Origin of the sequence: Bradyrhizobium sp. CCGB01 (genome assembly GCF_024199795.1) — a bacterium.
In the GTDB taxonomy this organism is placed as follows: domain Bacteria; phylum Pseudomonadota; class Alphaproteobacteria; order Rhizobiales; family Xanthobacteraceae; genus Bradyrhizobium.
Genome location: NZ_JANADK010000001.1, coordinates 826,819 through 852,249, shown reverse-complemented (window position 1 = coordinate 852,249; position 25,431 = coordinate 826,819). Strand labels below are relative to the sequence as shown.

At 64.8% G+C, this 25,431-nt stretch carries 28 protein-coding genes and 1 tRNA gene; 15 read left to right on the top strand and 14 right to left on the bottom strand.

Features of this window, described 5'->3' with window-relative positions:
* The first annotated feature begins 112 nt into the window (after positions 1–112).
* The 3 genes from NLM25_RS03755 to NLM25_RS03745 all read left to right on the top strand — a co-directional run bounded on the left by NLM25_RS03755 (position 113) and on the right by NLM25_RS03745 (position 3,268).
* Complete coding sequence (locus tag NLM25_RS03755; RefSeq protein ID WP_254115315.1) at positions 113–328, top strand: hypothetical protein; 216 nt, start codon at positions 113–115, stop codon at positions 326–328.
* A 190-nt stretch (positions 329–518) separates the two neighbouring features.
* On the top strand, positions 519–1,658 hold the full coding sequence (locus tag NLM25_RS03750; RefSeq protein WP_254115314.1) for an FAD-dependent monooxygenase: 1,140 nt from the start codon (positions 519–521) through the stop codon (positions 1,656–1,658).
* Positions 1,655–3,268 carry a benzoate-CoA ligase family protein gene (locus tag NLM25_RS03745; RefSeq protein WP_254136080.1) on the top strand — a complete coding sequence of 538 codons (1,614 nt, stop codon included), beginning with the start codon at positions 1,655–1,657 and terminating at the stop codon, positions 3,266–3,268. Before NLM25_RS03750 ends, NLM25_RS03745 begins: the two co-directional genes overlap by 4 nt.
* Positions 3,269–3,440: 172 nt before the next feature.
* Here the strand turns inward: NLM25_RS03745 and NLM25_RS03740 are convergent, their stop codons facing one another.
* Positions 3,441–3,950 (bottom strand): MarR family winged helix-turn-helix transcriptional regulator, encoded by a 510-nt coding sequence (locus NLM25_RS03740; protein WP_254136079.1) that lies wholly within the window; start codon positions 3,948–3,950, stop codon positions 3,441–3,443.
* Positions 3,940–4,572 (bottom strand): maleylacetoacetate isomerase, encoded by a 633-nt coding sequence (gene maiA / locus NLM25_RS03735; RefSeq protein ID WP_254136078.1) that lies wholly within the window; start codon positions 4,570–4,572, stop codon positions 3,940–3,942. The genes NLM25_RS03740 and maiA overlap by 11 nt, the downstream gene beginning before the upstream one ends.
* Before the next feature lie 176 nt (positions 4,573–4,748).
* Between maiA and gtdA the strand changes: the two genes are divergently transcribed.
* Entirely contained in the window at positions 4,749–5,789 is a 1,041-nt protein-coding gene (gene gtdA / locus NLM25_RS03730) for a gentisate 1,2-dioxygenase (protein WP_254136077.1), read from the top strand.
* A 113-nt stretch (positions 5,790–5,902) separates the two neighbouring features.
* Here the strand turns inward: gtdA and NLM25_RS03725 are convergent, their stop codons facing one another.
* The 4 genes from NLM25_RS03725 to NLM25_RS03710 all read right to left on the bottom strand — a co-directional run bounded on the left by NLM25_RS03725 (position 5,903) and on the right by NLM25_RS03710 (position 10,057).
* On the bottom strand, positions 5,903–6,727 hold the full coding sequence (locus NLM25_RS03725; protein WP_254136076.1) for an ABC transporter permease: 825 nt from the start codon (positions 6,725–6,727) through the stop codon (positions 5,903–5,905).
* Entirely contained in the window at positions 6,720–7,493 is a 774-nt protein-coding gene (locus tag NLM25_RS03720; protein WP_254136075.1) for an ABC transporter ATP-binding protein, read from the bottom strand. The genes NLM25_RS03725 and NLM25_RS03720 overlap by 8 nt, the downstream gene beginning before the upstream one ends.
* 133 nt (positions 7,494–7,626) lie before the next feature.
* Complete coding sequence (locus NLM25_RS03715; RefSeq protein WP_254136074.1) at positions 7,627–8,631, bottom strand: ABC transporter substrate-binding protein; 1,005 nt, start codon at positions 8,629–8,631, stop codon at positions 7,627–7,629.
* Between the two features lie 58 nt (positions 8,632–8,689).
* Positions 8,690–10,057 (bottom strand): FAD-dependent oxidoreductase, encoded by a 1,368-nt coding sequence (locus NLM25_RS03710; protein WP_254136073.1) that lies wholly within the window; start codon positions 10,055–10,057, stop codon positions 8,690–8,692.
* A gap of 111 nt (positions 10,058–10,168) precedes the next feature.
* Here NLM25_RS03710 and NLM25_RS03705 point away from each other — a divergent pair, with 111 nt between their 5' ends.
* Both NLM25_RS03705 and NLM25_RS03700 read left to right on the top strand, forming a co-directional pair.
* The gene (locus NLM25_RS03705) at positions 10,169–11,053 is read left to right on the top strand and encodes a LysR family transcriptional regulator (protein ID WP_254136072.1); all 885 of its coding nucleotides are present in this window, start codon (positions 10,169–10,171) and stop codon (positions 11,051–11,053) included.
* 159 nt (positions 11,054–11,212) lie between these two features.
* A complete protein-coding gene (locus NLM25_RS03700; protein WP_254136071.1) occupies positions 11,213–11,488 on the top strand; it encodes a hypothetical protein in 276 nt (91 codons plus the stop codon).
* 11 nt (positions 11,489–11,499) lie between these two features.
* Here NLM25_RS03700 and NLM25_RS03695 read toward each other — a convergent pair whose 3' ends face one another.
* A complete protein-coding gene (locus tag NLM25_RS03695; RefSeq protein ID WP_254136070.1) occupies positions 11,500–12,303 on the bottom strand; it encodes an enoyl-CoA hydratase-related protein in 804 nt (267 codons plus the stop codon).
* Positions 12,304–12,461: 158 nt separating this feature from the next.
* On the opposite strand from NLM25_RS03695, the gene NLM25_RS03690 reads away from it, so the two are divergent.
* Positions 12,462–13,436: a ketopantoate reductase family protein gene (locus tag NLM25_RS03690; RefSeq protein WP_254136069.1), complete on the top strand. Its 975-nt coding sequence runs from the start codon at positions 12,462–12,464 to the stop codon at positions 13,434–13,436.
* Between the two features lie 3 nt (positions 13,437–13,439).
* On the opposite strand, the gene NLM25_RS03685 is transcribed toward NLM25_RS03690, so the two are convergent.
* Positions 13,440–14,117, bottom strand: a complete 678-nt coding sequence (locus NLM25_RS03685) for an alpha/beta family hydrolase (RefSeq protein ID WP_254136068.1) — start codon at positions 14,115–14,117, stop codon at positions 13,440–13,442.
* A 126-nt stretch (positions 14,118–14,243) separates the two neighbouring features.
* Between NLM25_RS03685 and NLM25_RS03680 the strand changes: the two genes are divergently transcribed.
* A complete protein-coding gene (locus NLM25_RS03680) occupies positions 14,244–15,389 on the top strand; it encodes an acyl-CoA dehydrogenase family protein (protein ID WP_254124136.1) in 1,146 nt (381 codons plus the stop codon).
* An 8-nt stretch (positions 15,390–15,397) separates the two neighbouring features.
* On the opposite strand, the gene NLM25_RS03675 is transcribed toward NLM25_RS03680, so the two are convergent.
* Positions 15,398–16,378 carry a helix-turn-helix domain-containing protein gene (locus NLM25_RS03675; protein ID WP_254136067.1) on the bottom strand — a complete coding sequence of 327 codons (981 nt, stop codon included), beginning with the start codon at positions 16,376–16,378 and terminating at the stop codon, positions 15,398–15,400.
* A gap of 158 nt (positions 16,379–16,536) precedes the next feature.
* Here NLM25_RS03675 and NLM25_RS03670 point away from each other — a divergent pair, with 158 nt between their 5' ends.
* Positions 16,537–17,262, top strand: a complete 726-nt coding sequence (locus NLM25_RS03670) for an alpha/beta fold hydrolase (protein ID WP_254136066.1) — start codon at positions 16,537–16,539, stop codon at positions 17,260–17,262.
* A 41-nt stretch (positions 17,263–17,303) separates the two neighbouring features.
* Here NLM25_RS03670 and NLM25_RS03665 read toward each other — a convergent pair whose 3' ends face one another.
* The gene (locus tag NLM25_RS03665; protein WP_254136065.1) at positions 17,304–18,188 is read right to left on the bottom strand and encodes a LysR family transcriptional regulator; all 885 of its coding nucleotides are present in this window, start codon (positions 18,186–18,188) and stop codon (positions 17,304–17,306) included.
* Between the two features lie 102 nt (positions 18,189–18,290).
* Between NLM25_RS03665 and NLM25_RS03660 the strand changes: the two genes are divergently transcribed.
* Genes NLM25_RS03660 through NLM25_RS03650 form a run of 3 tightly spaced genes read left to right on the top strand, consistent with a single transcriptional unit; the run spans position 18,291 to position 19,789 of the window.
* Positions 18,291–18,719, top strand: coding sequence for a DoxX family protein (locus NLM25_RS03660; RefSeq protein ID WP_254136064.1), 429 nt, complete (start codon positions 18,291–18,293; stop codon positions 18,717–18,719).
* Between the two features lie 19 nt (positions 18,720–18,738).
* On the top strand, positions 18,739–19,200 hold the full coding sequence (locus tag NLM25_RS03655; protein WP_254136063.1) for a DsrE family protein: 462 nt from the start codon (positions 18,739–18,741) through the stop codon (positions 19,198–19,200).
* Positions 19,193–19,789 carry a TlpA disulfide reductase family protein gene (locus NLM25_RS03650; RefSeq protein WP_254136062.1) on the top strand — a complete coding sequence of 199 codons (597 nt, stop codon included), beginning with the start codon at positions 19,193–19,195 and terminating at the stop codon, positions 19,787–19,789. The genes NLM25_RS03655 and NLM25_RS03650 overlap by 8 nt, the downstream gene beginning before the upstream one ends.
* A 6-nt stretch (positions 19,790–19,795) precedes the next feature.
* Here the strand turns inward: NLM25_RS03650 and NLM25_RS03645 are convergent, their stop codons facing one another.
* From NLM25_RS03645 to NLM25_RS03635, 3 genes are all read right to left on the bottom strand, one after another.
* Positions 19,796–20,935: an amidohydrolase/deacetylase family metallohydrolase gene (locus NLM25_RS03645; protein ID WP_254136061.1), complete on the bottom strand. Its 1,140-nt coding sequence runs from the start codon at positions 20,933–20,935 to the stop codon at positions 19,796–19,798.
* 200 nt (positions 20,936–21,135) lie between these two features.
* The gene (locus NLM25_RS03640; protein ID WP_254136060.1) at positions 21,136–22,596 is read right to left on the bottom strand and encodes a catalase; all 1,461 of its coding nucleotides are present in this window, start codon (positions 22,594–22,596) and stop codon (positions 21,136–21,138) included.
* Between the two features lie 66 nt (positions 22,597–22,662).
* On the bottom strand, positions 22,663–23,304 hold the full coding sequence (locus NLM25_RS03635) for an HD domain-containing protein (protein WP_254136059.1): 642 nt from the start codon (positions 23,302–23,304) through the stop codon (positions 22,663–22,665).
* Positions 23,305–23,409: 105 nt separating this feature from the next.
* On the opposite strand from NLM25_RS03635, the gene NLM25_RS03630 reads away from it, so the two are divergent.
* Complete coding sequence (locus tag NLM25_RS03630; RefSeq protein ID WP_254136058.1) at positions 23,410–24,393, top strand: GlxA family transcriptional regulator; 984 nt, start codon at positions 23,410–23,412, stop codon at positions 24,391–24,393.
* A gap of 14 nt (positions 24,394–24,407) precedes the next feature.
* Here NLM25_RS03630 and NLM25_RS03625 read toward each other — a convergent pair.
* Positions 24,408–24,484: transfer RNA gene (locus tag NLM25_RS03625), tRNA-Arg, on the bottom strand.
* 142 nt (positions 24,485–24,626) lie between these two features.
* Here NLM25_RS03625 and NLM25_RS03620 point away from each other — a divergent pair.
* Together NLM25_RS03620 and NLM25_RS03615 are read left to right on the top strand one after the other, a co-directional pair.
* Complete coding sequence (locus tag NLM25_RS03620; RefSeq protein ID WP_254115281.1) at positions 24,627–24,980, top strand: glyoxalase/bleomycin resistance/extradiol dioxygenase family protein; 354 nt, start codon at positions 24,627–24,629, stop codon at positions 24,978–24,980.
* A gap of 123 nt (positions 24,981–25,103) precedes the next feature.
* The gene (locus NLM25_RS03615) at positions 25,104–25,397 is read left to right on the top strand and encodes a GYD domain-containing protein (protein WP_254115280.1); all 294 of its coding nucleotides are present in this window, start codon (positions 25,104–25,106) and stop codon (positions 25,395–25,397) included.
* Positions 25,398–25,431 lie beyond the last annotated feature (34 nt).

The following is a 25,431-nucleotide window of genomic DNA, read 5'->3' as shown; positions in this document are numbered from 1 at the left end:
GCCAGAGCGCGCATCAAAATCTCGCAACGCACGCGAATGAAATTTCGCGCGCCTGCCGCGACATATCTGTTGCGAACATCCGATTTCAATCACGACAAGCCGGGAGGAAGACATGCGTTCATTGCTGCTCGTCGCTTCTGCTCTCTTCGCCTTCGCCGCAACCATGACGTTTGAAGCGACCGACGCCAATGCAGTGGTGTGCGCTCGCGGCGTCTATCGTGCCGGTTGCGCCGGACCGAATGCGGCCGTCGTGGTCCGCAAGCCGGTTCCCGCGGTTCGCTGTACCAGGGTGCTGGTGAACGGGGTCTACGTGAAGCGCTGCGTCTGACGGTGCGGATGGCCAAGCCGGCGCGGTTTGGTTATTCTTGGCAGCGTCACTGCTCCGGACATGCGCCAGACGCGTGTCCGGGCCCAAGCTTCGATGCGCCTCGCCTTCGATAATTCCGCTGGCGTGGAAGGCCGGAGCACATTAGTCTAGCCCTAGATAGTAAGTATACTGTCAATTAGGGAGGCAGACGTTGCGGATCGCCGTGATTGGCGGGGGGCCCGGTGGCCTGTACTTCGCCTATCTCTGGAAGAAGCGTCACCCCGAGGATCAAGTCGACCTGTTCGAACAGAACCCGGCCGACGCGACCTGGGGCTTTGGCGTCGTGTTCTCCGATCAGGCCCTGGAATTCCTGCGCGCCGACGACCCCGAAACGGTCGATGCGATCGCGCCGCATATGGAGAGCTGGGAGAACATCACGCTCAACATTCATGGCGACAGCGTCGCCATCGACGGGGTCGGCTTCTCCTCGATCGGCAGGCTGGAGCTCTTGCAGTTCCTCCAGCGGCGCGCGCTGGATGCCGGCGTCACGCCGCGCTTCGATACGCAGATCCACGCCATCGACCAGCTCAACGGCCACGATCTGATCGTGGCCGCCGACGGGCTGAATTCGCTGGTGCGGCGCGCCTTCGAAGGCGATTTCGGCACCTCGCTGTCCTATTCCGCCAACAAGTTCGTCTGGTACGGCACCTCGAAGCGCTTCGATACGCTGTCGCAGACTTTCGTGAAGACCGACCGCGGCGCCTTCAACGCCCATCACTACCGCTACTCGCCGACCATGAGCACCTTCCTGGTCGAATGCGACCTCGCGACATGGCAGGCCTATGGCTTCGCCTACAAGGATGCCGAGCAGTCCAAGGGCGTCTGCGAGGAGGTCTTTGCCGACACGCTGGGCGGCCACTGCCTGGTTTCCAACAAGTCGGTCTGGCGCAATTTTCCCTGGGTCTGGAACGAGCACTGGTCGTTCAAGAACATGGTGCTGGTCGGCGACGCCCTGCACTCGGCGCATTTCTCCATCGGCTCGGGAACGCGGCTCGCGATCGAAGACGCCATTGCGCTGGTCAAGGCGCTGGAATCGGACGCGCATCTTTCGACCGCGCTGCACCGCTACCAGGCCGCACGCAAGCCGGTGGTGCAGAAGCTCGTCAATGCCGCGCGCACCTCGGCCTTCTGGTACGAGCACTTTGCCCAGCACATGCAGCTCGGCCTGATGGACTTCGCCTACAGCTACATCACCCGCTCCGGCCGCATCGACGATTCCCGGCTGCGCGCGATGTCGCCCGCCTTCATGACGCGCTATGAGGCCGAGAAGAACGGCGGAGATGCCGCATGAGCAGCGAGATCCGCGATCAGGTGCCCGCGGACAGCCCGGGCGCCCACGAGATCGGCTTTGCCGTTCCGGAAATTTACAATGCCTGTCGCATTCTGTTCGACAATCTCGCCAGGGGCCTTGGCGACAAGCCCGCGCTGATCGGACCGGCAGGCACGCGGACCTATGCCGAGCTTTGCGCGGAAGCTTGCCGCTGGGGCAACGGTTTCGCATCGCTCGGCCTGAAGCGCGGCGACCGCGTGCTGCTGTTCCTCGACGACACGCCGGCCTATCCGGCCGCATTCTTCGGCGCGGTCCGCGCCGGCTTCGTGCCGCTTCTGATCAACACGTTGACGCCGCCGGACCTGCTGCAATTCTATCTCGCCGATTCCGGCGCAGCCGTTGCGGTGGCGGATGCCGAATTCGCGACCCGCTTCAATGCGGAGGCCTGCGCGGCGACCTGCCTGCGCACGCTGATCGTCGTCAACGGCGAAGCGCGCGACCACGCCGCGCCTGCGGCGATCGCGGCGCCAGGCTGGCTCGCGCAGTTCCCGGCTGAGCTTGCTGAAACGGACACGCATCGCGACGAGATGGCGTTCTGGATGTACTCTTCCGGCTCGACCGGCCGGCCCAAGGGCATCGTGCATCTCCAGCACGACATGGCCTACAGCGATGCCGCCTTTGCGCAGAACGTGTTGAAGCTGACGCCCGGCGACATCTGCTTCTCGGTGCCTAAAATCTTCTTCGCCTACGGTTTCGGCAACTCCGTCACCTTCCCGTTCTCCGCGGGTGCCGCGACGCTGCTGCTGCCGGGACAGCCCAGGCCCGCGGCGATCTTCGCCGCGATCGGACAATACAAGCCGACGGTCTTCTTCGGCCTGCCGACGCTCTATACCTCGCTGACCAAGGCCGAAGGCGCCGACAAGGCGGATTTCTCGTCGTTGCGGATGTCGCTCTCGGCGGCCGAGGTGCTCTCGGCCGAAGTCTTCAACGGCTGGAAGACGCTCACGGGCCTGGAGATCGTCGAAGGCCTCGGCTCGACCGAGGTGCTGCACATCTATCTCTCCAACCGCCCCGAGCGGAAGAAGCTCGGCGCCGCCGGCCTGCGCGTCCCCGGCTACGAGGTCGCGCTGCGCGACAAGGACGGAAGCGAGGTCGGCGACAACGAGGAAGGCATCCTGTGGGTGCGCGGCGATTCCAACACGCCGCTGTACTGGAACCGGCCCGACAAATCCGCGGAGACCATCCGCGAGGGCGGCTGGATCTACACCGGCGACCGTTTCGTGCGCGATGCCGACGGCTTCCACTTCTTCCGCGGCCGTGCCGACGACCTCATCAAGATATCAGGCCAATGGGTCTATCCGCTCGAAGTCGAGCTGTGCCTCGCCGACCACCCCGACATCCGCGAATGCGCCGTGTTCGCCGCCGAGCTGCCGGACCGGCGCATGACGCTCAAGGCGGTGGTGGTGATGAATCAACGAGCTGTCGACCAGAGCGAAGCGACGCGCAAGCTGCAGGATTACGTCAAGGGCAAGCTGCTTCCTTACAAATATCCGCGCGAGGTGATCTTCATCGACGAGCTGCCGAAGACGGGCACGGGGAAGATCGATCGGCAGGCGTTGTTGCGGATGTGAGGCAAGGGCGTGAGAGGCGCACCAGCGCGCGCCCCACCAACGGTGTCATCGCCCGCGAAAGCGGGCGATCCAGTATTCCAGAGACGCAGTCGTTAAACCGATAGGCCGCGGCGTACTGGATTCCCCGCCTTCGCGGGGAATGACACCGTTATTGTTGCGACGCCGTCGCCCCTCACCCCTTCCCCAGATGCTCCAGCGCGTCCTCCGCGCGCAGCGGCACGCGTGACGCCTCGTTGTTGAGATCGACGAGCTGCACCAGCAGCCCCATCAGTGCCTTGCGATCGGCGGGCTTGAGCGGCTCCAGCATCCGCGCCTGGGCGCGCTCGACGGCGGGGATGATCTCGCGCAGGATCGCGGCGCCTGATTTCGTCAGGTAGAGCAGCTTGATGCGCTTGTCTTCGGGGGCCGGCTTGCGCTCGACGAAATCCTTGGCCTGCAGCCGCTCGATCACGCTGCCGAGCGTCGAGCGGTCGAAGGCGATCACCGCCGACAGCCGCGTCGCGTCGATGCCGGGATGGGTGTGGATCGCAATCAGCGCTGCGTACTGCACCGGCGTGAGATCGAACGCCCTGCACTCCTCCATGAAGATCGAGACCGCGATCTGCTGCATGCGCCGGAACAGATAGCCCGGCGCGGCATAGACCGCGTCGATCGTGATCGGAGGAGCGGGTTTACTCGGCATCGGCCTGCTTCTCCGGCGCGGCATCGGCGAAGGCGGGCAGCGCCTTGGCGGCGGCCTCCGCCGCCAGTAGACGCGGATAGGCCGAAACATCGACACCGAAGCGGCGCGCATTGGCGAGTTGCGGCACGAGGCAGAGATCGGCGAGCGTCGGCACGGCGCCGAAGCAAAATGGCCCGGGTTCATTTCTGATGAGGGTTTCACAGGCCGACAGTCCCTCGCGATTGACCCACGCCGCCCAGTCCTGGACTTTCTCCTCGGCAAGGCCCAGCTCGCGCAGCCGCGCCAGCACCTTCAAATTCTGCACCGGATGGGTGTCGCAGGCGATCGCCAGCGCGAACGCCCTCACCTTGGCACGCTGCAATGCGTCCTTCGGCAGCAGCGGCGGGTTGGGATGCGTCTCGTCGAGCCATTCTATGATCGCGACCGATTGGGTCAGCACCGCACCCGCATCGTTCTCCAGCGCCGGCACCAGCCCTTGCGGGTTGATGGCGAGATAGCTGGGGGCGCATTGCTCGCCCTTGCGAAGATGATGCGGTAGGTGCTCGGCGCCGAGGCCCTTGAGATTCAGCGCGATCCGCACGCGATAGGCCGCGCTGGAACGGAAATAGCCGTGCAGCTTCATTGAGACCTCCCTTTGAATTTTCCCGTCATTCCGGGGCGATGCGTCAGCATCGAACCCGGAATCTCGAGGTTCCGGGTTCACGCGTCGCGTGCCCCAGCCTTGGCAATCATCGTCACGTTGACGCTACCTAGATCGTCAGTATACTGTCAATCAACAAAACGACGGGAGCAGCAACCATGGAAGCCGTGACCAAGACGCCGGAGCGCGAGGCGTTCTACCGGAAGATCGACGGCGAAAATCTCACCGCGCTGTGGACGGTGATGAACGACCTGATCACGCCGGAGCCGAAGAGCGCCTGCCGCCCGCATCTGTGGAAGTTCGACGTCATCCGCGACTACATGCGTGAAGCCGGCAAGCTGATCACCGCCAAGGAAGCCGAACGGCGCGTGCTGGTGCTGGAAAATCCGGGCCTGCGCGGCCAGTCGAAAATCACGACCTCGCTCTATGCCGGCGTCCAGATGGTGGTGCCCGGCGATGTTGCGCCCGCGCACCGGCACAGCCAGTCGGCGCTGCGCTTCGTGCTCGAAGGCAGGGGCGCCCACACCGCGGTCGACGGCGAGCGCACCGCGATGGAGCCCGGGGACTTCATCATCACGCCGTCGATGACCTGGCATGATCATTCCAACGAGACCGATGAGCCGATGTTCTGGCTCGACGGCCTCGACATTCCGCTGGTGCAGTTCTTCGACTGCTCCTTCGCGGAAGGATCGAAAGAGGACCAGCAGACGATCACGAAACCCGCCGGCGACAGCTTTGCGCGCTACGGCCACAACCTGCTGCCGGTCGACGTCAAGCGAAGCTCGAAGACCTCGCCGATCTTCAGCTATCCCTATGCCCATACGCGCGAGGCGCTGGAGAAAGCTCGCGCGAGCCAGGAGTGGGACGCCTGTCACGGATTGAAGCTGAAATTCAGCAACCCCGAGACCGGCGATTTCGCGATGCCGACCATCGGCACCTTCATCCAGCTGCTGCCGAAGGGTTTCAAGACCGCGCGCTATCGCGCGACGGACGCCACCGTGTTCTGTCCGATCGAGGGCAAGGGCCGCAGCCGCATCGGCGATGCGGTTTTCGAATGGGGCCCGCGCGATCTGTTCGTGGTGCCGAGCTGGCAGTGGGTCACGCACGAGGCTGAAGACGACGCCGTGCTGTTCAGCTTCTCGGATCGCCCCGTGCAGCAGAAGCTGGATTTATTCCGCGAGGATCGCGGCAACGCGTGACGCTCTCGTAGGGTGGGTTAGCGAAGCGTAACCCACCAACTTCGTCACGCGCACGCGGAAGCATGGTGGGTTACGCCTTCGGCTAACCCACCCTACGACAGCGGTGGACGTCACTACCGCCAGTGCAACAACCGCGTCTCCAGCCAGCCGATCACCTTCCCCACGGCCAGGCCGAACACCGACAGGATCACCACACCCGCGAGCAGCTGATCCGTCTGCATCAGATTGCCCGCTTGCAGCACGAAGGCGCCGATGCCGTACTGGGCGCCGATCATCTCCGCGCTGACGACGAGCAGCAGCGCGACGGACGCCGTGATGCGGAAGCCGGCGAGGATTGCGGGCAGCGCGCCGGGCCAGATCACCTTGCGCACGATGGTCGCGAAGGGAACGTTGAAGCTTTGCGCCATGCGGATGAGGTTGCGCGGCACCGCATCGACGCCGCTGTAGACGGAGATCGCGGTCGAGAAGAACACCCCGAGCGCGATGGTCGCGATCTTCGGCTCTTCGCCGATGCCGAGCCACAGTATGAGCAACGGCAGCAGTGCGATCTTCGGGATCGGGAACAGCGCCGAGATGAAGGTGATGCCGACGCTGCGCGCAAGCCGCGACAGGCCGATGGCAAAGCCGACGACAACGCCCGCCGCGGTCCCCAGCAGCCAGCCGACGCCGATGCGCAGCAGCGACGCCGACAGGTGCTGCCACAATGCGCCCGAGATCGCGAGCTGGTAGATCGCGCGCGCGATCGCCGAGGGCGCCGGCAGGAACAGCGGATTGACGAGGCCGATGCTGCCCGCGGCTTGCCAGATCGCGATGACGAGCGCGAGTGCGATCCAGCCGCCGAAGCGGCTGGAGGCGGGCACGAAGCCAGCGCCGCGAAAACGAACGCGCCGCGTCACCTGGTCCTTTGAGGTGCCTTCAGTCGCCGCGCGATCAAGCATGCTGGACCTCGCGCTCGGCATCGATCGCCTCGTTGCGGATCAGCGACCAGATCTGGTTCTGGAGCGCGAGCAGCTTTTCGCGCGCCGAAGCTTCGCCGCGCGCCGCCCGCGTCATCGGCACGGTGACGACCTCGCGGATCCGGCCCGGCCGCCGCGACAGCACCACGATGCGGTCGGCGAGGCGTGCTGCTTCTTCGAGATTATGGGTGACATAGACCGCGCCCATGCCGCCATCGGCGAGCAGTCGGACGAAATCCTCCATCAAAAGCTCGCGCGTCTGCGAATCCAGCGCCGACAACGGCTCGTCCATCAGCAGAATAGCGGGCTTGACCGCGAGCGCGCGCGAAATGCCGACGCGCTGGCGCATGCCGCCGGAGAGCTGCTTTGGATAGGTCGTACGGAAATCGGTCAGGCCGGTGCGGCGCAGGGCATCGTCCACCAGCGCGCGGCGCTGGGTCGCGGAGAGTTGCGTGTGCAGCAGCGGGAATTCGACGTTCTCCGCGACCGTGGCCCAGGGCAGCAGCGCAAAATCCTGGAACACGAAGGTCAGCGGATTGAGGCTGTCCGCCGGCGGCGCCCCGCGCAGCTCGGGCGCGCCCGAGCTCGGCTGCAACAGCCCGCCGAGGATCGACAGCAGCGTGCTCTTGCCGCAGCCGGAGGGACCGACGATCGCCACCACCTCGCCGGCACCGACGGTGAAGGAGACGTCGTCGAGCACCGCGAGATCGCCGAAGCGATGGCTGATGTGGTTGGCGATCAGGTCCATTCTATCTCGTCTATCCTCTGCTCCGTCGTTCCGGGATGGTCCGAAGGACCAGACGTCAGGTGCGCAATTGCGCACCGGGGAACCTCAAGATTCCGGGTTCGATGCTTCGCATCGCCCCGGAATGACGGAAGCATCAATCCGCCTTCACATAGTCCTTGGCGATGATCGTGTTCACGTCAAAGCCCTTGTCGGCGAATCCCTGCTCCTGGAGCCATTTGATCTGGTTGTCCACGTTCTTGACGTCGAGCTTGCCGTCGGGATCGATATAGGCGCAGTTGCCGACCACCTGCTCGACCGGCAAATTGGTGTACTTTGCGATGATCTCCAGCAGCGGCTTCGTCTTGTCGTTGATCGGCGCGACACCGTCCTTCATCGCGGCGAGAATGACGTCGTGATATTCGCGGTCGGCCTTTGCCAATGCGCCGAGCAGCTTGGTCACCAGGACCTTGTTGGTCAGCGTCTTCGGCGAGGCGAACACCGCACCCAGCTGCCAGGGCGTCTCGTCGCCGACCCAGCCGAGAAACTTTGCGCCGCCCTCGTCCATCAGCTTTCGCGCGGTCGAGATCGGCAGCAGCGCCGCATCGACGGTCTCGCCCTTGAGCGCGGCGGCCGCATTCGACAGCGATTGCAGCGGCACGATCTTCACGTCCGCGAGCTTGAAGCCGTATTTGTCGGCGAGCAGGCCGAGCGAATAGTGAAAGCTCGATCCGACCTGCGTCATCGCCACGCGCTTGCCCGCGAGGTCCTTTGGCGTCTTCAGGCCGGCGGCATAGGCGTTGTTGCTGGCGAAATAGCCGATCAGGGGATAGCCCGCCTTCTCGCGGCTCATGCCGCCGATCACTTTCAGCGTGCCCTTGCCCGCAAGATTATAGAGACCGGCGGTGAAGGCGGTGACGCCGAAGTCGACGTCGCCTGAGGTCGTCGCGACCGCGATCGGCTGCGCCGCATCGAAGAATTTCAGCTCGACGTCGAGGCCGGCGTCGCGGAAATAGCCCTTGTCCTGCGCGATGAAGACCGGTGCAGAGGACGACAGGCGAAGCACGCCGATCCTGGCCTTCAGCGCGTCTTCGGCCCGAACCGTACCCGTCGCCATGATCGCCAGAAGGCCCGCGAGCGCGAGCCGCGCAATTCCGATCATCCCATTTCCTCCGCCGTATTTCTCTTGGCCGCTTTCTCTTGGCCGTTCGTGCAGTCCGTTACAGGCCTTCGGGCACCACCTGGTCCCGCCCGATGAAGGCGCCCTGTTGTTTCAACGTTTCCTGCAATTTTTCAACCGGGATTTCGCGCGGAATCCGGTTACCCGACAGCGCCAGCGCGGCGGCGGAACCGGCCGCCTCGCCCATCACGAAACAGGCACCGGACACCCGCGCTGCCGACTGGCCCTCATGGGTCATCGAGGCGCAACGCCCGGCGACCAGCAGATTGTCGACGCCTTCGGGCACCAGCATCCGGTAAGGCAGCTCGTTATATCCGCGCGATTCCGGGATCGGCGGGAAGGTGAACACGACATCGCCGGGAACATGGGCCTCGATCGGCCAGCCATTGACGCCGATCGAGTCCTCGAACGAAGCGCAGCCGAGCACGTCCTCGCCGCTGAGCTGATAGCCGCCCCTGATGCGGCGGGTCTCGCGGATGCCGAGCTGCGGCGGCAGGTCGACGATGTAGGACTTTTCGAAGCCCGGCACGCTGCTGCGCAGGAACTCGTACGCGGCGAGCGCCTGCTTTCGGCCCTCGATCTCGCCGCGGGTGAGATCGTCGGGCTCGACGCCGTTGATGGCATGGCCATCCTCGCGCGCCACCTGCGTGAAGTTCACCCGCCACTCGATGCCGGACTTTTGCGGCCGCACGATCGCGCTCTTGCGCGGGAATGTGTGGGTGCCGGCGGAGGTGGCCTTTTCCATCAATTGCGGGATGGTCCGCCAGGCATCGCCCGCCTTCTCCGGATCGATGCCATTGAGGCGGAGCATCATCGACGGGTACATCGGATGGCCGTGCTCGTCGCCGATGTCGAACGGTGCGCCCGCCCACACGGCGAGATCGCCGTCGCCGGAGCAATCGATGAAGATCTCCGACCGCACCGCCTGCCGGCCGGCTTTGGTTTCCATCATCAGCGCGTCGATGCGGTTGTTATCGCCCATCACGACGCCGGCGCCGAGCGCATGGAAGAGGATGTGCACCTTGTGGCTCGCGAGCAGCTCGTCAGCCGCGATCTTGTAGGCCGCAGTGTCGTAGGCCTGCGCAAAAACCTTGCCGAGGATCAGATGCGGCGCGTTGAGGCCGTTCAGACGATCGATCCGCGCCAGCAGCTCGGACGCCATGCCCTGCACCAGGCGGTGCGCCTCGCCATAGACATTGCCATGCAGCCCGCAAAAGTTGGTAACGCCGGCGGCCGTGCCCATGCCGCCGAGGAAGCCGTAGCGCTCGATCAGCAGCGTTCGCCTTCCCGCGCGCGCCGCGGACGCCGCCGCAACGATACCGGCCGGCCCACCGCCGAGCACGACGACTTCATATTCGCCATAGAGCGGCACCCGGCGTGCCGGTTCTTCGATCGTTGTGGCCCGCATGGCGCGTCCGCTCCCAAAATCCTTTGCTTGAGGGCGACTATGAATTAACGCGCGGCGAGCTACAATCCACCAAAATACGCGATCAGTTTTCGCGAATCGAGAAAGGTCGACATGGACATCCTCGTGAACCTCCAGGCTTTCCTCGCCACCGCGGATGCCGCCGGTTTCTCCGCCGCCGCGCGAAAGCTCAGCGTCTCGACCTCGGTCGTCGCAAAACGCGTCACGCAACTGGAGGCGCGGATCGGCACGCCGCTGTTTCACCGCTCGACCCGGCAATTGCGGCTGACCGAAGCCGGCCAGCGCTACGTCCATCGCGCGCGCGGCGTCGTGAGCGATGCCACCGACCTGCTCTCGCGCATGGGGGAAAAGGGCCATGATCTGGTCGATCACTTGCGCATCAAGGCGCCGACCTCGCTGACCGTCGCACGGCTCGCCGATGCCTTCAGCGCGTTCCAGACCCAGAACCCGAGGCTCAAGCTCGAGATCGTGTTGATCGATCGTCCCGTCGACCCCGTCGCGGAAGGATTCGACATCGCCATCGGCGCCTTCCCGCATTCCTTCGGCGGCGTGGTCGACGAGCCGCTGTGCCAGCTGAAGCGATTGCTCTGCGCTTCGCCGGCCTATTTGAAGAAGCACGGCACGCCAAAACATCCGCGCGACCTCGTCGATCACCGCTGCCTCAGCTTTCTGCCGACCGGTCCCGAATGGATTTTTGACGGGCCACGCGGCCGCATCAGCATCCAGGTCAGTCCGCTGCTCTCCTCCAACGAGGGCCATGTGCTGGCCCGCAGCGCGATCGCCGGCAACGGCATCGCGCTGATGTCGCATTATCTCGTCGCGGATGCCCTGCGCGACGGCACGCTCAAGCCCGTGCTGCGCGACTTTCCGATTCCGGAATTGTGGGTGAAGGCCGCGATCCCCGAGCGGCGCCGCAACGCGGCCGCGGTGCAGGCCCTGCTGACGCTGCTGAAAACGTCGCTCGCGCCGTCGCTGTAGGCCGCATCAAAATGTGCCGTAGCCCGCATGAGCGAAGCGACATGCGGGACCTGTCGCGGCATTCCCGGATATCGCTTCGCTCATCCGGGCTACGGCTGTCGCGCGCTTGTCACAACATGGCAGTTGCTCTCATGGGACGGACCTGAGAGAAGAGCCGCCATGGATTCGGTAGCTTTGAAATTCACTCTCCCCGCCCTGATTGCGCTCGCGATCTCCGCCACTCCCGCGGCAGCCCTGGAGCAAAACTGCCGTTTCATCCAGGCCAAGCCCGATCGCGAGGCCTGCTACAAGCGGCAGGAAGAAGAGCTCGCGGCGAAGCGCAAGCCCGCCGCGCCCGCCGCCGACGAGAGCAAGACGCTCGAAACGATGCGTCAGATGCGGCAGGACGACGACGCCGTCTACCGCAGCATCAACAACATCTGCCGCGGTTGCTGAGGGGGAAGCGCTCAGCTCTTCACGCCACCCCAATTCGCCGCGCGCTTCTCGGCGAACGAGGCCAACCCCTCCGCTGCCTCCGCGCTCTGACGCTTGAGCGAATGCAGCTGCACGAGCCGCTTGTAGGCGGCATCGTCCACCGCCATGCCGCCGAACGAGCTCTCCAGCGCGAGGCGCTTGGTCTCGGCCATCGCCTCCGGCCCGTTGGCAAGCAACTGCTCGACCACCTTGGCACCGGCCACTTCGAGATCAGCGAGCGGCACGACCTCGTGGACGAGGCCGATGCGGCGGGCGTCCTCGGCGCCGAAGCGTTCACCCGTCAGCGCGTAGCGGCGGACTTGCCGTATACTAATGGCGTCGCACAGTTGCGGGATGATGATCGCTGCGGTCAGGCCCCAGCGCACTTCGGTGATCGAGAACAGGGCGTTGTCCGCCGCGATCACGACGTCGCAAGCCGCAATCACGCCGGTGCCGCCGCCAAAACAGCCGCCCTGCACCAGCGCGACGGTCGGGATCGGCAGCGTGTTGAGCCGCTGCACGGCCTCAAAGGTCGCCCGCGACGCCGCCTCATTCGCCTCGGCCGATTGCGGCCGCACGCCGTTGATCCATTTGAGGTCGGCGCCGGCCTGAAAGTGCTTGCCATTGCCCTTGAGCACGACGATGCGCAAGGCCGGCTTCTTGGCCAGATCGTCCATGGCCGCGAGCACGCCTGCGATCAGCGCGCCGTCATAGGCATTGTTCACCTCCGGCCGGTTCAACGTGACGGTCGCAACCCCACGCGCATCCAGGGTCCACAGGACGGGGCTGTCAGTCATCGGCGATCCTCCGGTCATTGTTTGCCGCGCACTATGGCCGAGGCCGCTCGTTCCGATCCATATCTTTCCGGCGTAGGGCGGCCGCGTCCATCGCATGGCGGCTTGTGTCATGCTGCTGCCGGGCGACATCCAAGGGATCAAGGACGGGACATCACACCATGCGCATCTGCATTTTCGGCGCGGGCGCCGTCGGCAGCCATATCGCGGTCAGGCTGGCCCGCGCCGGCCATGAGGTCAGTTGTGTGATGCGCGGCGCGCATCTGGAGGCGGTCCGCGCCAATGGCCTGAAGCTGCGCGTCGGCGATTCCGAGGTCACCGCCAAGGTGAACGCCTCGGGCGATCCGGCCCAACTTGGTCCGCAGGATGTGGTGATCTCCACCCTCAAGGCGACCGCACTGACAGGACTTGTTTCCAGCATCAAGCCGCTGTTGCAAGACGACACCGCGATTGTGTTCGCGCAGAACGGTATCCCCTGGTGGTATGGCATCGGCCTGCCGCCACGGCATCCGACGCCGCCGGACATTTCCTTCCTCGACCCGGGTGGGCGCTTGCGCGCCTGCATCCCGAAGGAGCGGATCGTCGGCGGCGTCGTCTTCTCCTCCAACGAGGTGATCGCGCCCGGCGTTGTGCAGAACCTGACGCCGGACCGCAACCGCCTCTTGATCGGCGAATGCGACGACCGCAATTGCGAGCGCATCACCAGGCTTCGCGGCGTCCTCAACGATGCGCGACTGGAATCGCCGCCGGTGGCGGAGATCCGCGAGGCAATCTGGTCAAAGCTGCTGACCAACATGTCGCTGTCGGTGCTGTGCCTGCTCACCGGCCAGACCGCGCGCGGCGTGCGTGACGACCCCGCCTTCGCCGAGGTCATTCCGCGCATGCTGAACGAGGCCAACGACATCGCGCAGCATTTCATCCCCGAGGTGAAGCGCGTCACGCGCAGCGGCCCCGCGCCCAACCACAAGCCGTCGCTGCTCCAGGATTACGAGCTCGGCCGCGCCATGGAGATCGACGTGCTGGTGAAGGCGCCCGCCGCCTTCGCGCGCACCGCCGGCCTGTCGACGCCGACGCTCGACCTGATTGCCGCGCTCGCGATCCAGAAGGCCCGCGACAAGGGGCTCTACGCGGCCTGAGCCTCAGGCGAGTTGGTCGATCCAGGCCGCGAGCGCGTCGAGCACCTCGGTCAGCGCCTCGTCGTTGGTTCGGCCCGACTTCTTCAGCACCGCGAAGGAGTGATCGCCGCCTTCGACCTGATGCAGCGTCGCCTTCGCGCCGAGCCCCGCGATAACGGGCTTGAGATGGTCGAGATCGGCAAGTCCGTCGCGCGTTCCCTGCAGGAACAGCATGGGGATTGCGATACCGGCGAGGTGCTCGGCACGCTCGGACGACGGCTTCTTGTCGGCATGCAGGGGAAAGCCGAGGAAGGCGAGCCCTTTGACATCAGGCAACGGGGCCTTGGATTGCGCCTGCGACGTCATGCGCCCCCCGAAGGATTTTCCGCCCGCGACGAGCGTCACACCGGGGCACAGCTGCGCCGCTTCCGCAACCGCCGCACGGATGGCGGCATGCGCGACGGCCGGCTGGTCGGGACGCCCCTGTTTCTTTTCCATGTAAGGGAAATTGAAGCGGAACGTCGCGATGCCGCGGTCCGCAAGGCCCTCGGCGACCTTTCCCATGAAGGAATGCCGCATATCGGCGCCGGCGCTATGCGCCAGCACGTAGCAGGCGCGCGCATGGTCGGGCTGGGTCAGGATCGCCGAGACCGTGCCGATGTTCTCGATGTCGAGCTTGAGCTCTTGGGTTTTGGTCGTCAAAATCAGACATCCCGACAGACGCTGTTACGGCCGCCTTGGTAGCGTCACCGGCGCAGCCTGAAAACACAATAATTGCCGCGACCGCCTGGCCTACCAAGCCGGAAAGCCGCATTGACCGAGGTGACCATGTCCTACCGCTCCTCCTGGATGACCGAAGAGCTCGAAATCTTCCGCGACCAGTTCCGGAAATATCTGGCCAAGGACCTGGCACCGCATGCCGAGAAATGGCGCGAGCAGAAGATGGTCGACCGTTTCGCCTGGCGCGGGCTCGGCGAGATGGGCGCGCTGCTGGCGAGCGTGCCGGAGGAATATGGCGGCCTGGGCGCGACCTTCGCCTATGAGGCCGCCGTGCTCGACGACCTCGAAAGCACGGTGCCGGAGCTGACGACCGGCGTCTCCGTGCACAGTGCCATCGTCGCGCACTACATCCTCAATTACGGCTCGGAGGAGCAGAAGAAGCGCTGGCTGCCGAAGATGGCTTCCGGCGAGATGGTCGGCGCCATCGCCATGACCGAGCCCGGCACCGGCTCGGATCTGCAGGCCGTCAAGACCACCGCCAGGAAGCAGGGCAATTCCTACGTCATCAACGGCCAGAAGACGTTCATCACCAACGGCCAGGCCGCCGATCTCGTCATCGTGGTCGCGCGCACCGGCGACGCGGGTGCCAAGGGCATTTCGCTAATCGTGGTCGAGACCGCAGGCGCAGAGGGCTACAAGCGCGGGCGCAACCTCGACAAGATCGGCCTGCACGCCTCCGACACGTCGGAGCTGTTCTTCGACAACGTCACGGTGCCGCCGGAAAACCTGCTCGGCAAGGAGGAAGGCCAGGGCTTTGTGCAGCTGATGCAGCAATTGCCGCAGGAGCGTCTGTCGCTTGCGGTCGGCGCCGTCGCCTCGATGGAGCGCGCAGTCAAGCTCACCACCGAATACACCAAGGAGCGAAAGGCCTTCGGCAAGCCGCTGATGGATTTCCAGAACACCGCCTTCACCCTCGCCGAGCGCAAGACCGAAGCGATGATCGCGCGCGTCTTCGTCGACTGGTGCATTGAGCAGCTGATCGCCGGGGATCTCGACACCGTCACGGCGTCGATGGCGAAGTACTGGTGCTCGGACAAGCAGGTCCAGACCGCCGACGAATGCCTCCAGCTGTTCGGCGGCTACGGCTACATGCAGGAATACCCGATCTCGCGCATCTTCATCGATTCCCGCATCCAGAAGATCTACGGCGGCACCAACGAGATCATGAAGCTGCTGATCGCCAGATCGCTGTAAGGGCCGCGCTATCGCGCCCGCCAGTCGCGCGGGCGGCAGCCGAAACGCTGCTTGAAACGCCGCGTGAAGTGGGAGAGATCGGAGAAGCCCCAGTCGAACGCGATTGAGCCAATCGCCTGGTCCACTTTCGCGGGATCGCTCAGGTCCCGTGCCGCGCCGTCCAATCTGCGGTCCATGACGTAGTCAGAGAATGTGGTGCCCGCGCGCTCGAACAGCTTGTGCACATAGCGCTCGCTGATGCCGATCGCGCGCGCGACAATCGCCACCGTCAGCCCAGGCTCGCGCATCCGCTCATGCACGGCACGGCGGAGCGCGAGGGCGGTCGCATCGGCAAAGCCGGCGGCCTCCGCCGCCTGCGCGCGCGAGCGGCGAGACAGGCTCAGCGCGACGAGGTCCAGCAGCACTCCGAAAAGCCCGATAGCTTCATCTTCCGCCATCCGCAGCGCGCCGGCATTCAGTGATCGTGCGGTCTCAGCGATGAGATGCCCGACGAAGGGATCGTCGGACACGCGCTCAACCCTGAAGTCGAAGGAAGGCGGCAGCCGGTCGCGCAGCTCGCGCGAAGGCACCCAGAAGGAAACAACCTCCAGCGTCGGCCCGCGATCGTGTAAGAGCCTCACTTCGCGGTCGCTGTCGCAGATGCCGACCTGCCCGCGCGACAGGCTGACGTCGCGACCGCCCTGCAGCACCCGGCAGCGGCCGGCCAGCTTGAAGTTGAGATAGAAGCAGCTCTCGGTCGACGCCGCGATATCGGCGCGCGAGCGATGCACGGTGTGCTCGGGAAAGACCACTCGATTGATGGCGCCGGTGCCGATCTTGATGGCCTCGACCTTGGCCGGAAAGCGCGAGGTCGTCGCCGATTCCGGCGTCAGGTTCATGAAGGCCTGGCAGATCGCCTCGCGATAGTAGGAAAACTGCTCCTCCGGCCGCGTTGCCCCGGTGTCCCAGACCAGATGCCGGGGCCGGCCTTCGGAATTGAGCTGCTCCATCAGTTCGCTCCGAGACCAATCCGGTTCAGCGTCAGACAAGCGGAAAATCCGCGGCCGGTTCACACTTCGCGCAACAAGAGTTGTCCGCCGCGCCTCGCGAGCGCCGCAAAGGACCCGCGTCATGTCGATCTAACCACATCCTGCGGAGGAGCTACAACATGTCGACCTACGTTCTCGTCCACGGCGCCTGGCACACCGGTGCCGAGCTCGAGCCTGTTGCGGCCCCCATCCGCGCCGCCGGCCACCAGGTCTACCTGCCGACGATCAAGGGCAACCGGCCGGGCGATGCCAAGACGACGGGGCTGAAGGAAGCGATCCAGTCGATCGCCGACTACCTCGCCGAGAATAATCTCAAGGATGTCATCCTGCTCGGCCATTCCTATGGCGGCATGGTCATCACCGGCGTCGCCGACCTCGTACCCGAACGCATCCGCCGGCTGATCTACTGGAACGCCTTCGTGCCCAACAACGGCGAGTGCCTCAACGACATGGTGCCGCCGCATTATGTCGGGCTGTTCGACGCGATCGCGGCCGAGCGCGGCGACGGCTCGGTGGTGCTGCCTTTCCCGATCTGGCGCGAGGCCTTCATCAACGATGCCGATCTCGAGACGGCGCAGAGGGCCTACGACATTCTCAATCCGCATCCGCTCGCGACCTTCAGCGACAAGATCGCGCTCAAGGCCAACCCGGCCGAGATGCCGCTGGCAAAATCCTACATCAACTGCACCGAGGACACCGCGCTGCCGCACAGCTATGGCTGGCATCCGCGTCTGTCGGAAAAGCTCGGCCTGTTCCGCCTGGTGCAGGTGCCGGGAAGCCATGAGCTGTGCTTCTCCGATCCGGCGCGGCTCGCCAAGGCGATCATGGAGGCGGGGCGCGACTGACAGGTGCATCCGCGCGGTTGATCGCGCGGTCGCTGTAGCGGTCACCTCATCCGCCTGTCGGCGGCGACGAAGTCGATGAAGGTTCGCACCTTCGCGGAGAGATATTTGCGGCTCGGATAGACCGCGAACAGCTTTCCCTCGAAGATGACCTGGCCGGGCATGACGTGCTCGAGACGCCCCGCAGTGATGTCCGCGGCGACCAGCCATTTCGGCAGGAAGGCGAGGCCCATGCCTTCGAGCGCCGCCATGTGCAGCAGCGTCTCGTTGGCGCTGCGCAGCACCGGATTGAGCTTGATGTTCTCGGGGCCATGCTCGCCCTTAAAGGAGAAGCTCTCGCCGGGATAGAGCGCGTAATGCAATAGCGCGTGGCCAGCGATATCGGCGAGCTTGGCCGGTCGGCCTGCGCGTTTGAGGTAGGCCGGCGCGGCCACCATGTAGAACGGAACGTTGGTAATTGGGCGCGCGATCAGCGCCTCGTCGGGCGCGGCGGTCGCGCGCAGGGCAAGATCGAATCCTTCCTCGACCAGATTGACCAGCCGCCCACTGAGATCGACGTCGAGCCGCACATCCGGGTATCGCGCCTGATAGTCGGCCAGCACGCCCGCGAAGATCGTGTTCGCCATCCACACCGGCGCGGTCAGCCGTAGCGTGCCGTGCGGCACGACGGTGGCGTTGCTGACGGCGGCCTCGACCTCATCGAGTGAATCGAGCATCTGCCGCGCCTGCTCGAAATAGAGCGCACCGCTTTCGCTCAGGCTGACGCGCCGGCTGGTCCGGTTGAGCAGCCGCGTCCCCAGCCGCTTCTCGAGCTGCATCACGTGCTTGCTCGCCATCGCGGGCGAGATGCGCAGGCGCTGCGCCGCGGTCGCAAAGCTCTTCAGCTCGGCGACCAGGCAAAACACCCTCATGCTGACCAGGGAATCCATGAGATCATCAACATCCAGGAAAGGAACCGATCCCGGAACATATAATGATGTAGGAATGCGAAACTATCAAATGGTGGCGATCATCAATGATCGGAGCCCCCCATGTCCACCACCACCCTTGAGACCGCCACGCCCGGCCGCGCCCTCCGCATCGGCCTATGGGCCGCCCAGGTCGTCCTCGCCTTCGTCTTCATCTCGGCAGGGTTCGTCAAGCTGACCACGCCTATTCCGCAGCTCGCCGCGATGATGCCATTTGCGGGCGAGTATTCCGAAACGTTCGTTCGCTCCGTCGCCCTGGTCGATCTCGCCGGTGGCATCGGCATCCTCCTGCCGGCACTGACCCGCATCCTGCCGCGACTGACGGTACTGGCCGCGCTGGGCTGTAGCGTGCTGCAGGTCTTCGCATTCGCCTTCCATATCTCGCGCGGCGAGGCCGCGACGACACCGCTCAACCTCGTCCTGCTTGCGCTCAGCCTGTTCGTGTTGTGGGGACGCAGCCGCAAGGCGCCGATTGCTGCCCGGCAATTCTGACCGGGAAGACGGCACCGCCATGATCTCAGCCAATGGATGGTCCCGCAGGGGCCTGCTTGCGGGCACCGCGATCCTCACGGCCGGCGGCACCGCCGCGGCCAAGGAGGATCGCCTCACTGAGGGCGTCGTGATCCTGATCGACAGCAACGAGCCCTATGTCATGGGTCATGCGATCAGCTACTCGGCCAATCTCTCCAAGCACTTTGCCGAGAGGGGTGCGAAATTGCTGATCGAGGTCGTCGCCAACGGCAAGGGCATCGACGTCTTCCGGGCGGACAAGACCCCGCTGGTCGAGCCGCTCGCAACGTTGCGGCAGTCGCTGCCCAACCTCACCTACAGCATGTGCGCCTCGTCCAAGACGATCGCGGAAGCCAAGGAGCAGATCTCGATCCCGCTGATCCCGGGCACGAGCCTCGTCCCGTTCGGCATCGGACGCGTGGTCGATCTGCAACTCAAAGGCTGGGCGTATATCCATGCGTGACGTGGCGCGCGAAAACGGCTCGGGGCTGTCGCGGCGGTCGGTTCTGATGGCCGCGCCGGTGCTTCTGGCTACTGCGCGCGCAAGCCGCGCGCAGGCAAGCTGGCCGCCGGTGTTCGAGGCCGGCCGCAGCCAGTTCACGGTGGTTCGGCCGCGCGCGGCGATGCCACAGCTAAGGCTTCAAGACATTGGCGGCAGGGACGTCTTGGTGACCGCGAAGCCGGGCCGCATCACCCTCGTCAATTTCTGGGCGACCTGGTGCGCGGCCTGCCGGCTCGATCTGCCGGCGCTCGCAAGCCTGGCGGGATCGCGGCCCGACCGGCTCGACATCGTCGCGATCTGCACGGACACCAAAGACCTTGCCAAGATCCGCAAATTTCTCGGCAGCCTCGCCGTGCAAAACCTCGCCTGCTTTGCCGACACCTATGGCGCTTCAGCCGAAGCGTCCAAAGCGATGTTCCCGCTCGTCGGCATGCCCATTACCTATCTGGTCGGGGCGAGCGGCTACGTCGAGGGCTATATCGCAGGCGCCCCCGACTGGCTCTCACCGGCGGGCGCACGCCTGCTGCAATTCTATCGCGAGCAAGGTTAGCGCCGCTCAATTCGGATGCCACCAGCGGCCGCCGATGACGACGCCCTCCGAGACGATCTTGCGATCACCGATCAGGTGCTCGCCGACGACGTCTTCATAGTCGAACTGGCCTTGCCTGACCGTAACAAGCGTGGCGTCGCCGACGCTGCCGGGCTTGAGGCTGCCGAGCTCGGGGCGCCGCAGCGCCATCGCCGCGTTCACCGTCGACGCCGCGACCACGTCGGACAGCTCCAAGCCCATGCACAGGAATTTCGACATGGTGGTGACCTGGTCGAAGGCCGGGCCGTCGATGCAGAGCTGGTGAATGTCGGACGAGATCGTGTCCGGATGGAAGCCGTTCGCCAGCATCGCGCGCGCGGTCTTGAATGCGAACGAGCCCTTGCCGTGGCCGATGTCGAACAGCACGCCGCGCTCGCGCGCGTCGAGCACCGCGCGCTTCACCGTGCCTTGCGCGGTCGCGGGCGTGTTCGGGAAAGGGCGGAACGCATGGGTGAGCACGTCGCCGGAACGCAGGCGCGCCAGCACCTCCTCATAGCTCGGCGGCGGATGGTCGATATGCGCCATCAGGGGCATGCCGACCTCGTTCGCGACCTCGAGCGCGATGTCGAGCGGCACCGCCCCCGAGGTGCCCGAGGAGTGCAGGCCGACGCGCACCTTGATGCCGACGATCAGGTCGCGGTTGGCATCGGCCACCTTCGCGGCCTCGATCGGATTCATCAGCCGCAGCTCCTCGCTCTCGCCGACCATGATCCGGTGCGAGAAGCCGAAGATGCCGGCATGCGAGACGTGCAGATAAGCGAGGATGCGGACCTGGCTCGGCTCGATCACATGCTTGCGGAAGCCGGCGAAATTGCCGGGACCGGCGCTGCCGGTATCGACCGCGGTGGTGACGCCGGACAGGCGGCAGAATTCCTCGGCGTCAATGCCGAGCGAGGTGCCGCCCCAATAGACATGGGTGTGGAGATCGATCAGCCCCGGCGTCACGATGTAGCGCGAGACGTCGCGAACATCGGTAGCAGGATCGGCCTTCAGCCCGCTGCCGATCGCGGCGACTTTACCACCCGAAAATGCGACATCCGTCACGGCATCGAGCTTCTGCGAGGGGTCAACCACGCGGCCGCCGCGCAGGATCAAGTCGAAAGGCATTCTGGTCTCCGGGTATCGCGATGAGGCGGCCGACCGTCAGTCAGCCGAAAGGAAGGAAGCCTCCCACTTCTAGCAATTTTTGCGCCGGAGTCCTTGGCAAACAGGGACGATGACCCATGACAAAATGGCGATCCCGGGATTAGTCGCGCCTCCGGCTCGCCGGCCGGAAGCCGCCTCTTCCCAGGATCGTCTCAACGGGGCTAAGCCAAGCGAACAGTGGCAAGACGCTCCAGCGATTCGCGGACACCGGCGCCATAGGCCGGATCGGCCTTCGTGCAGTTCGCGATGTGCCGCTCCTGGATGTGGACCGCAGCACCGCCGACGGCACGTGCCGTATTGTCGAACAGGATCTGTCGCTGTGCCGCGTTCATCTTGCGAAACAAATCGCCGGGCTGCTGATAGTGGTCGTCGTCAACGCGGTGATCCCAATGTGCTGCCGCGCCGTCGATCTCGAGCGGCGGCTCGTTGAGATCGGGCTGGTCGGCCCATTCGCCGTGGCTGTTCGGAAAATAGGTCGGTGTCCGTCCCAGATTGCCGTCCGTCCGCATCGCACCGTCGCGATGGTAGCTGTGATACGGGCATTTCGGGGCATTCACCGGAATCAGATGGTGGTTGACGCCGAGACGATAGCGCGCCGCGTCGCCGTAGGAGAACAGTCGGGCCTGCAACATCTTGTCGGGCGAGAAGCCGATGCCCGGAACGACATGAGCCGGTGAGAAGGACGCCTGCTCGACCTCGGCGAAGACGTTTTCCGGATTGCGGTTCAACTCGACAGTGCCGACTTCGATCAGTGGAAAGTCCGCCTTCGGCCAGACCTTGGTCAGATCGAACGGATTGAACGGAAACGCCCTGGCCTCATCATCGGTCATGATCTGCACGAACAGGGTCCAGCGCGGGAAATCGCCACGCTCGATGCTGCCGAACAGGTCGCGCTGATGCGACTCGCGATCCTTGCCGACGAGCGTCTCGGCCTCGGCATCCGTCAGGTTCACGATCCCCTGCTGGGTGCGGAAGTGAAACTTCACCCAGGTCCGTTCATTGGCGGCGTTGACGAAACTGTAGGTGTGGCTGCCGAAACCGTGCATGTGGCGATAGCTTTTGGGAATGCCACGCTCGCTCATGACGATGGTGACCTGGTGCAGCGCCTCCGGCAACAGCGTCCAGAAATCCCAATTGTTGTCGGCGCTGCGCATTCCTGTGCGCGGGTCACGCTTGATCGCGTGATTGAGATCGGGGAAGCGCAGGGGATCTCGGAAGAAGAACACGGGGGTGTTGTTGCCCACCATGTCCCAATTGCCTTCCTCGGTGTAGAACTTCAGCGCAAAGCCGCGGATGTCGCGCTCGGCGTCGGCCGCGCCGCGCTCGCCGGCGACGGTCGAGAACCGCGCGAACATCGGCGTCTGCTTGCCGACTTCCGAGAATATCTTCGCCTTGGTGTAGCACGTGATGTCATGCGTCACGGTGAAGGTACCAAAGGCGCCGGAACCCTTGGCGTGCATGCGCCGCTCGGGAATCACTTCGCGATCGAAGTGAGCCAGTTTCTCGATCAGCCAGATGTCCTGGAGAAGCGCAGGGCCGCGGCGGCCTGCGGTCATGATGTTGAGGTTGTCGCTGACGGGAGCACCGGTCGCGTGCGTGAGGTAGGGTGGTTTGTCACTCATATGTTGATTCCTGATCCGTGATTTGGGGAAAGGCGGTCGGGCCGCGTTGCAGCGCAGGAAGGCCGCTCAGCCGTGCCAATGCGAGCCGCGGATGACGCTGCAGAAATTGCCGCGATGGAAATGCGGCTCCTTGTCGGCGATGACGTCGGCCTTGACGTTGCCGAAGGTCGTGTCCGGCTTGTAGCTGATGCCGTCGTAGAACGCCTGGATGATGTCTTCCTTGAAGTGCGGCGTGCGCGGAAATGCCTTCACCACGGCCTCGCGCTCCGCGTCGGAATAGTCCTTGTAGGTCAGCCCGAGGACGTCCATTTCGACACCGGCCGTCACCAGGGCGACGACGGGATGCATATGCTGCGGCACGCCGGGCGTGGTGTGCAGCGCGATCGCGGTCCAGACCGTATAGGCGTCGGCTTCGGAGATGCCGTGGCTGCGCAGGAAATCGCGCGCGGCATGTGCGCCGTCGACCTCGAACCGTTCGTGCTCGCTGCCATGGCCCGGCATCAGGCCGATGTCGTGAAACATGGCGCCGGCATAGAGCAGCTCACGGTCGAAGGTCAGCCCGCGACGGATGCCGGCCATCGCACCGAAATGATAGACCCGGCTGGAATGGTTGAAGAGCAGGTCCGTCTCGGTATCGCGGATGTAGTCGGTGATGGCGCGCGCCAGCTTGCTGTCGGGAATGGCGGCGGCTTTTGCAATCTCTTGCATGATGGTCTCCTGAATATCTCCGGTGGCCGCCAAGCTAGATCCGGGCTATTCTGTCCTTAATTGACGTAATACGTCATAAACGGACAAATACCGACCGAGGCGGACATGGGTGCGAAGCCGAAACCGAGGACTGTCGTGATCGTTGCGCTGCCCGGGGTGCAGCTTCTCGACGTCGCCGGCCCCCTCGACGTGTTCGCCGAGGCGAACTTGCAGGCCGGCCATCAGGCCTATGTGCTTTTCGTGGCGGGGGCGGAGCCGGGCCCGATCCGCAGCTCGTCGGGGGTGCGGCTGATGCCCGACCGCATCATCGATCGCGGCTTCCAGGAGAGCATCGACACCTTGTTGATCGCGGGATGCCCGAACGCCGCCGAGGTGCCGGCAGACGGCGTGGTGATCGACTGGCTCCGCCGCCGGGCGGCCAGAACCCGCCGCTTCGGCTCAGTATGCTCAGGCGCCTTCTTCCTGGCAGCGGCGGGTCTCCTCGACGGCAAGCGGATCACGACGCATTGGGCGGTCGCAGACCGGCTCGCCGCTAAATTCCCGTCGGTCAGCGTGGACAAGGACGCAATCTATGTCACCGACGGCAAGCTCCGCACCGCCGCCGGCGTGACCGCGGGACTCGATCTCGCGCTCGCGCTCGTGGAGGAAGATCTCGGACGCGAGACCGCGATGAAGGTCGCGAGCCAGCTCGTCATGTTCTTCAAGCGCCCGGGCGGGCAAATGCAGTTCACCCGCAAGGGAGAGACAGTCCCCACCGGCCGCGCCGCGCTACAGGAGCTGCAGCGCTGGGTCGCCGCCAATCCCGGACTGGATCACAGCGTCGGGAGCCTCGCGGCGCGCATGGACATCAGTCCGCGTCACTTTGCGCGGCTGTTCCGCGCTGAAGTCGGAATCACCCCCGCGACCTGGGTCGAGGAAGCCCGCGTCAATGCCGCGAGGCGCCTGCTGGAGCTCGGCAACGAAGCCCCCAAGCAAGTCGCCATGCATTGCGGCTTTGCCGACGCGGACACATTGCGCCGTGCTTTCGCCCGCCATGTCGGCGTGACACCTGCCGAATACCGCAAGCGCTTTGCGCGGATATCGGCTTGAAGCGAAAGCAAGAATGGCGATCCCGGGAAGACTCGAACTTCCGACCTACGGTTTAGGAAACCGTCGCTCTATCCGGCTGAGCTACGGGACCGCGGAACCCGCGGGTGCGGGTTCGAACTCCTCATAGCAGAGCAGGATTCGGTTCGCCAGCCGCAAGGCGGGCCGGATCATCGTCAAGGCGAACGGGGTGGCTGTACAATCGCTCCCAGATCCCTCTCGGCGGAGCAGCTCACATGATCGAAAGCATCAGCGCCATCACGCTCGGCACGCATGACATGGGGCGCGCCGTGCACTTCTACCGTTCGCTGGGGTTCGAGCTCCTGTATGGCGGTGAAGCCGCGGCATTCACAAGCTTTCGCGCCGGCACCGGCTATCTCAACCTGACAGCGCAGCCGGACGACAAGCGCTGGTCCTGGTGGGGCCGCGTCATCTTCTATGTCGCCGATGTCGACGAGACCTACGAGCAAGCGCGCGCTGCCGGGTGGCAGCCGCTGACCACGCCGCGCGATGCGGAATGGGGTGAGCGCTACTTCCATCTCACCGACCCCGACGGTCATGAGCTCAGTTTCGCGCGGCCGTTATCCTGACCGGGCAAGTCACAGCCGCTGACGTTCCCAACGCGCAAGTGGCGCCGCCTCGGCCGCTGTGGCAAACTCGGCGCGGTTGCCTCAAGCGAGAACTGTATCTGGTTCTAACCAGGGAGGACGACCATGGTAACCTATGTCGTGCTATCGAACTTCACTGATCAGGGAGTCCGCAACGTCAAGGACTCGCCGAAGCGGGCCGACGCCTTCAAGGAGATGGCCAAGACGTTCGGCGTGACCGTGAAGGAGATCGTCTGGACGCAGGGACGATATGACGTTGTGACCATACTCGAGGCTCCAGATGAAGCTGCCGCGATGTCGCTCAGCCTTAGTCTCAGCGCACTCGGCAATGTCCGCACCGAAACGCTGCGCGCGTTTTCGGCAGCAGATATGACAAATATCGTCGGCAAGATGCTCTGACGCTCGAGCCCGCGCGAGCCCACCGGACCCGGGA

Excerpts from the sequence above, each read along its gene's own strand:
- NLM25_RS03720 (WP_254136075.1), bottom strand. The coding sequence starts at position 7,493 with ATGGACCTGATCGCCAACCACATCAGCCATCGCTTCGGCGATCTCGCG.
- NLM25_RS03695 (WP_254136070.1), bottom strand. The coding sequence starts at position 12,303 with ATGACTGACAGCCCCGTCCTGTGGACCCTGGATGCGCGTGGGGTTGCG.
- NLM25_RS03745 (WP_254136080.1), top strand. The coding sequence starts at position 1,655 with ATGAGCAGCGAGATCCGCGATCAGGTGCCCGCGGACAGCCCGGGCGCC.
- NLM25_RS03630 (WP_254136058.1), top strand. The coding sequence starts at position 23,410 with ATGGGTGCGAAGCCGAAACCGAGGACTGTCGTGATCGTTGCGCTGCCC.
- NLM25_RS03690 (WP_254136069.1), top strand. The coding sequence starts at position 12,462 with ATGCGCATCTGCATTTTCGGCGCGGGCGCCGTCGGCAGCCATATCGCG.
- NLM25_RS03660 (WP_254136064.1), top strand. The coding sequence starts at position 18,291 with ATGTCCACCACCACCCTTGAGACCGCCACGCCCGGCCGCGCCCTCCGC.
- NLM25_RS03655 (WP_254136063.1), top strand. The coding sequence starts at position 18,739 with ATGATCTCAGCCAATGGATGGTCCCGCAGGGGCCTGCTTGCGGGCACC.
- gtdA (WP_254136077.1), top strand. The coding sequence starts at position 4,749 with ATGGAAGCCGTGACCAAGACGCCGGAGCGCGAGGCGTTCTACCGGAAG.
- NLM25_RS03715 (WP_254136074.1), bottom strand. The coding sequence starts at position 8,631 with ATGATCGGAATTGCGCGGCTCGCGCTCGCGGGCCTTCTGGCGATCATG.
- NLM25_RS03640 (WP_254136060.1), bottom strand. The coding sequence starts at position 22,596 with ATGAGTGACAAACCACCCTACCTCACGCACGCGACCGGTGCTCCCGTC.
- NLM25_RS03665 (WP_254136065.1), bottom strand. The coding sequence starts at position 18,188 with ATGGATTCCCTGGTCAGCATGAGGGTGTTTTGCCTGGTCGCCGAGCTG.
- NLM25_RS03645 (WP_254136061.1), bottom strand. The coding sequence starts at position 20,935 with ATGCCTTTCGACTTGATCCTGCGCGGCGGCCGCGTGGTTGACCCCTCG.
- NLM25_RS03615 (WP_254115280.1), top strand. The coding sequence starts at position 25,104 with ATGGTAACCTATGTCGTGCTATCGAACTTCACTGATCAGGGAGTCCGC.
- maiA (WP_254136078.1), bottom strand. The coding sequence starts at position 4,572 with ATGAAGCTGCACGGCTATTTCCGTTCCAGCGCGGCCTATCGCGTGCGG.
- NLM25_RS03700 (WP_254136071.1), top strand. The coding sequence starts at position 11,213 with ATGGATTCGGTAGCTTTGAAATTCACTCTCCCCGCCCTGATTGCGCTC.
- NLM25_RS03670 (WP_254136066.1), top strand. The coding sequence starts at position 16,537 with ATGTCGACCTACGTTCTCGTCCACGGCGCCTGGCACACCGGTGCCGAG.
- NLM25_RS03755 (WP_254115315.1), top strand. The coding sequence starts at position 113 with ATGCGTTCATTGCTGCTCGTCGCTTCTGCTCTCTTCGCCTTCGCCGCA.
- NLM25_RS03705 (WP_254136072.1), top strand. The coding sequence starts at position 10,169 with ATGGACATCCTCGTGAACCTCCAGGCTTTCCTCGCCACCGCGGATGCC.
- NLM25_RS03680 (WP_254124136.1), top strand. The coding sequence starts at position 14,244 with ATGTCCTACCGCTCCTCCTGGATGACCGAAGAGCTCGAAATCTTCCGC.
- NLM25_RS03635 (WP_254136059.1), bottom strand. The coding sequence starts at position 23,304 with ATGCAAGAGATTGCAAAAGCCGCCGCCATTCCCGACAGCAAGCTGGCG.
- NLM25_RS03710 (WP_254136073.1), bottom strand. The coding sequence starts at position 10,057 with ATGCGGGCCACAACGATCGAAGAACCGGCACGCCGGGTGCCGCTCTAT.
- NLM25_RS03675 (WP_254136067.1), bottom strand. The coding sequence starts at position 16,378 with ATGGAGCAGCTCAATTCCGAAGGCCGGCCCCGGCATCTGGTCTGGGAC.
- NLM25_RS03650 (WP_254136062.1), top strand. The coding sequence starts at position 19,193 with ATGCGTGACGTGGCGCGCGAAAACGGCTCGGGGCTGTCGCGGCGGTCG.
- NLM25_RS03620 (WP_254115281.1), top strand. The coding sequence starts at position 24,627 with ATGATCGAAAGCATCAGCGCCATCACGCTCGGCACGCATGACATGGGG.
- NLM25_RS03740 (WP_254136079.1), bottom strand. The coding sequence starts at position 3,950 with ATGCCGAGTAAACCCGCTCCTCCGATCACGATCGACGCGGTCTATGCC.
- NLM25_RS03725 (WP_254136076.1), bottom strand. The coding sequence starts at position 6,727 with ATGCTTGATCGCGCGGCGACTGAAGGCACCTCAAAGGACCAGGTGACG.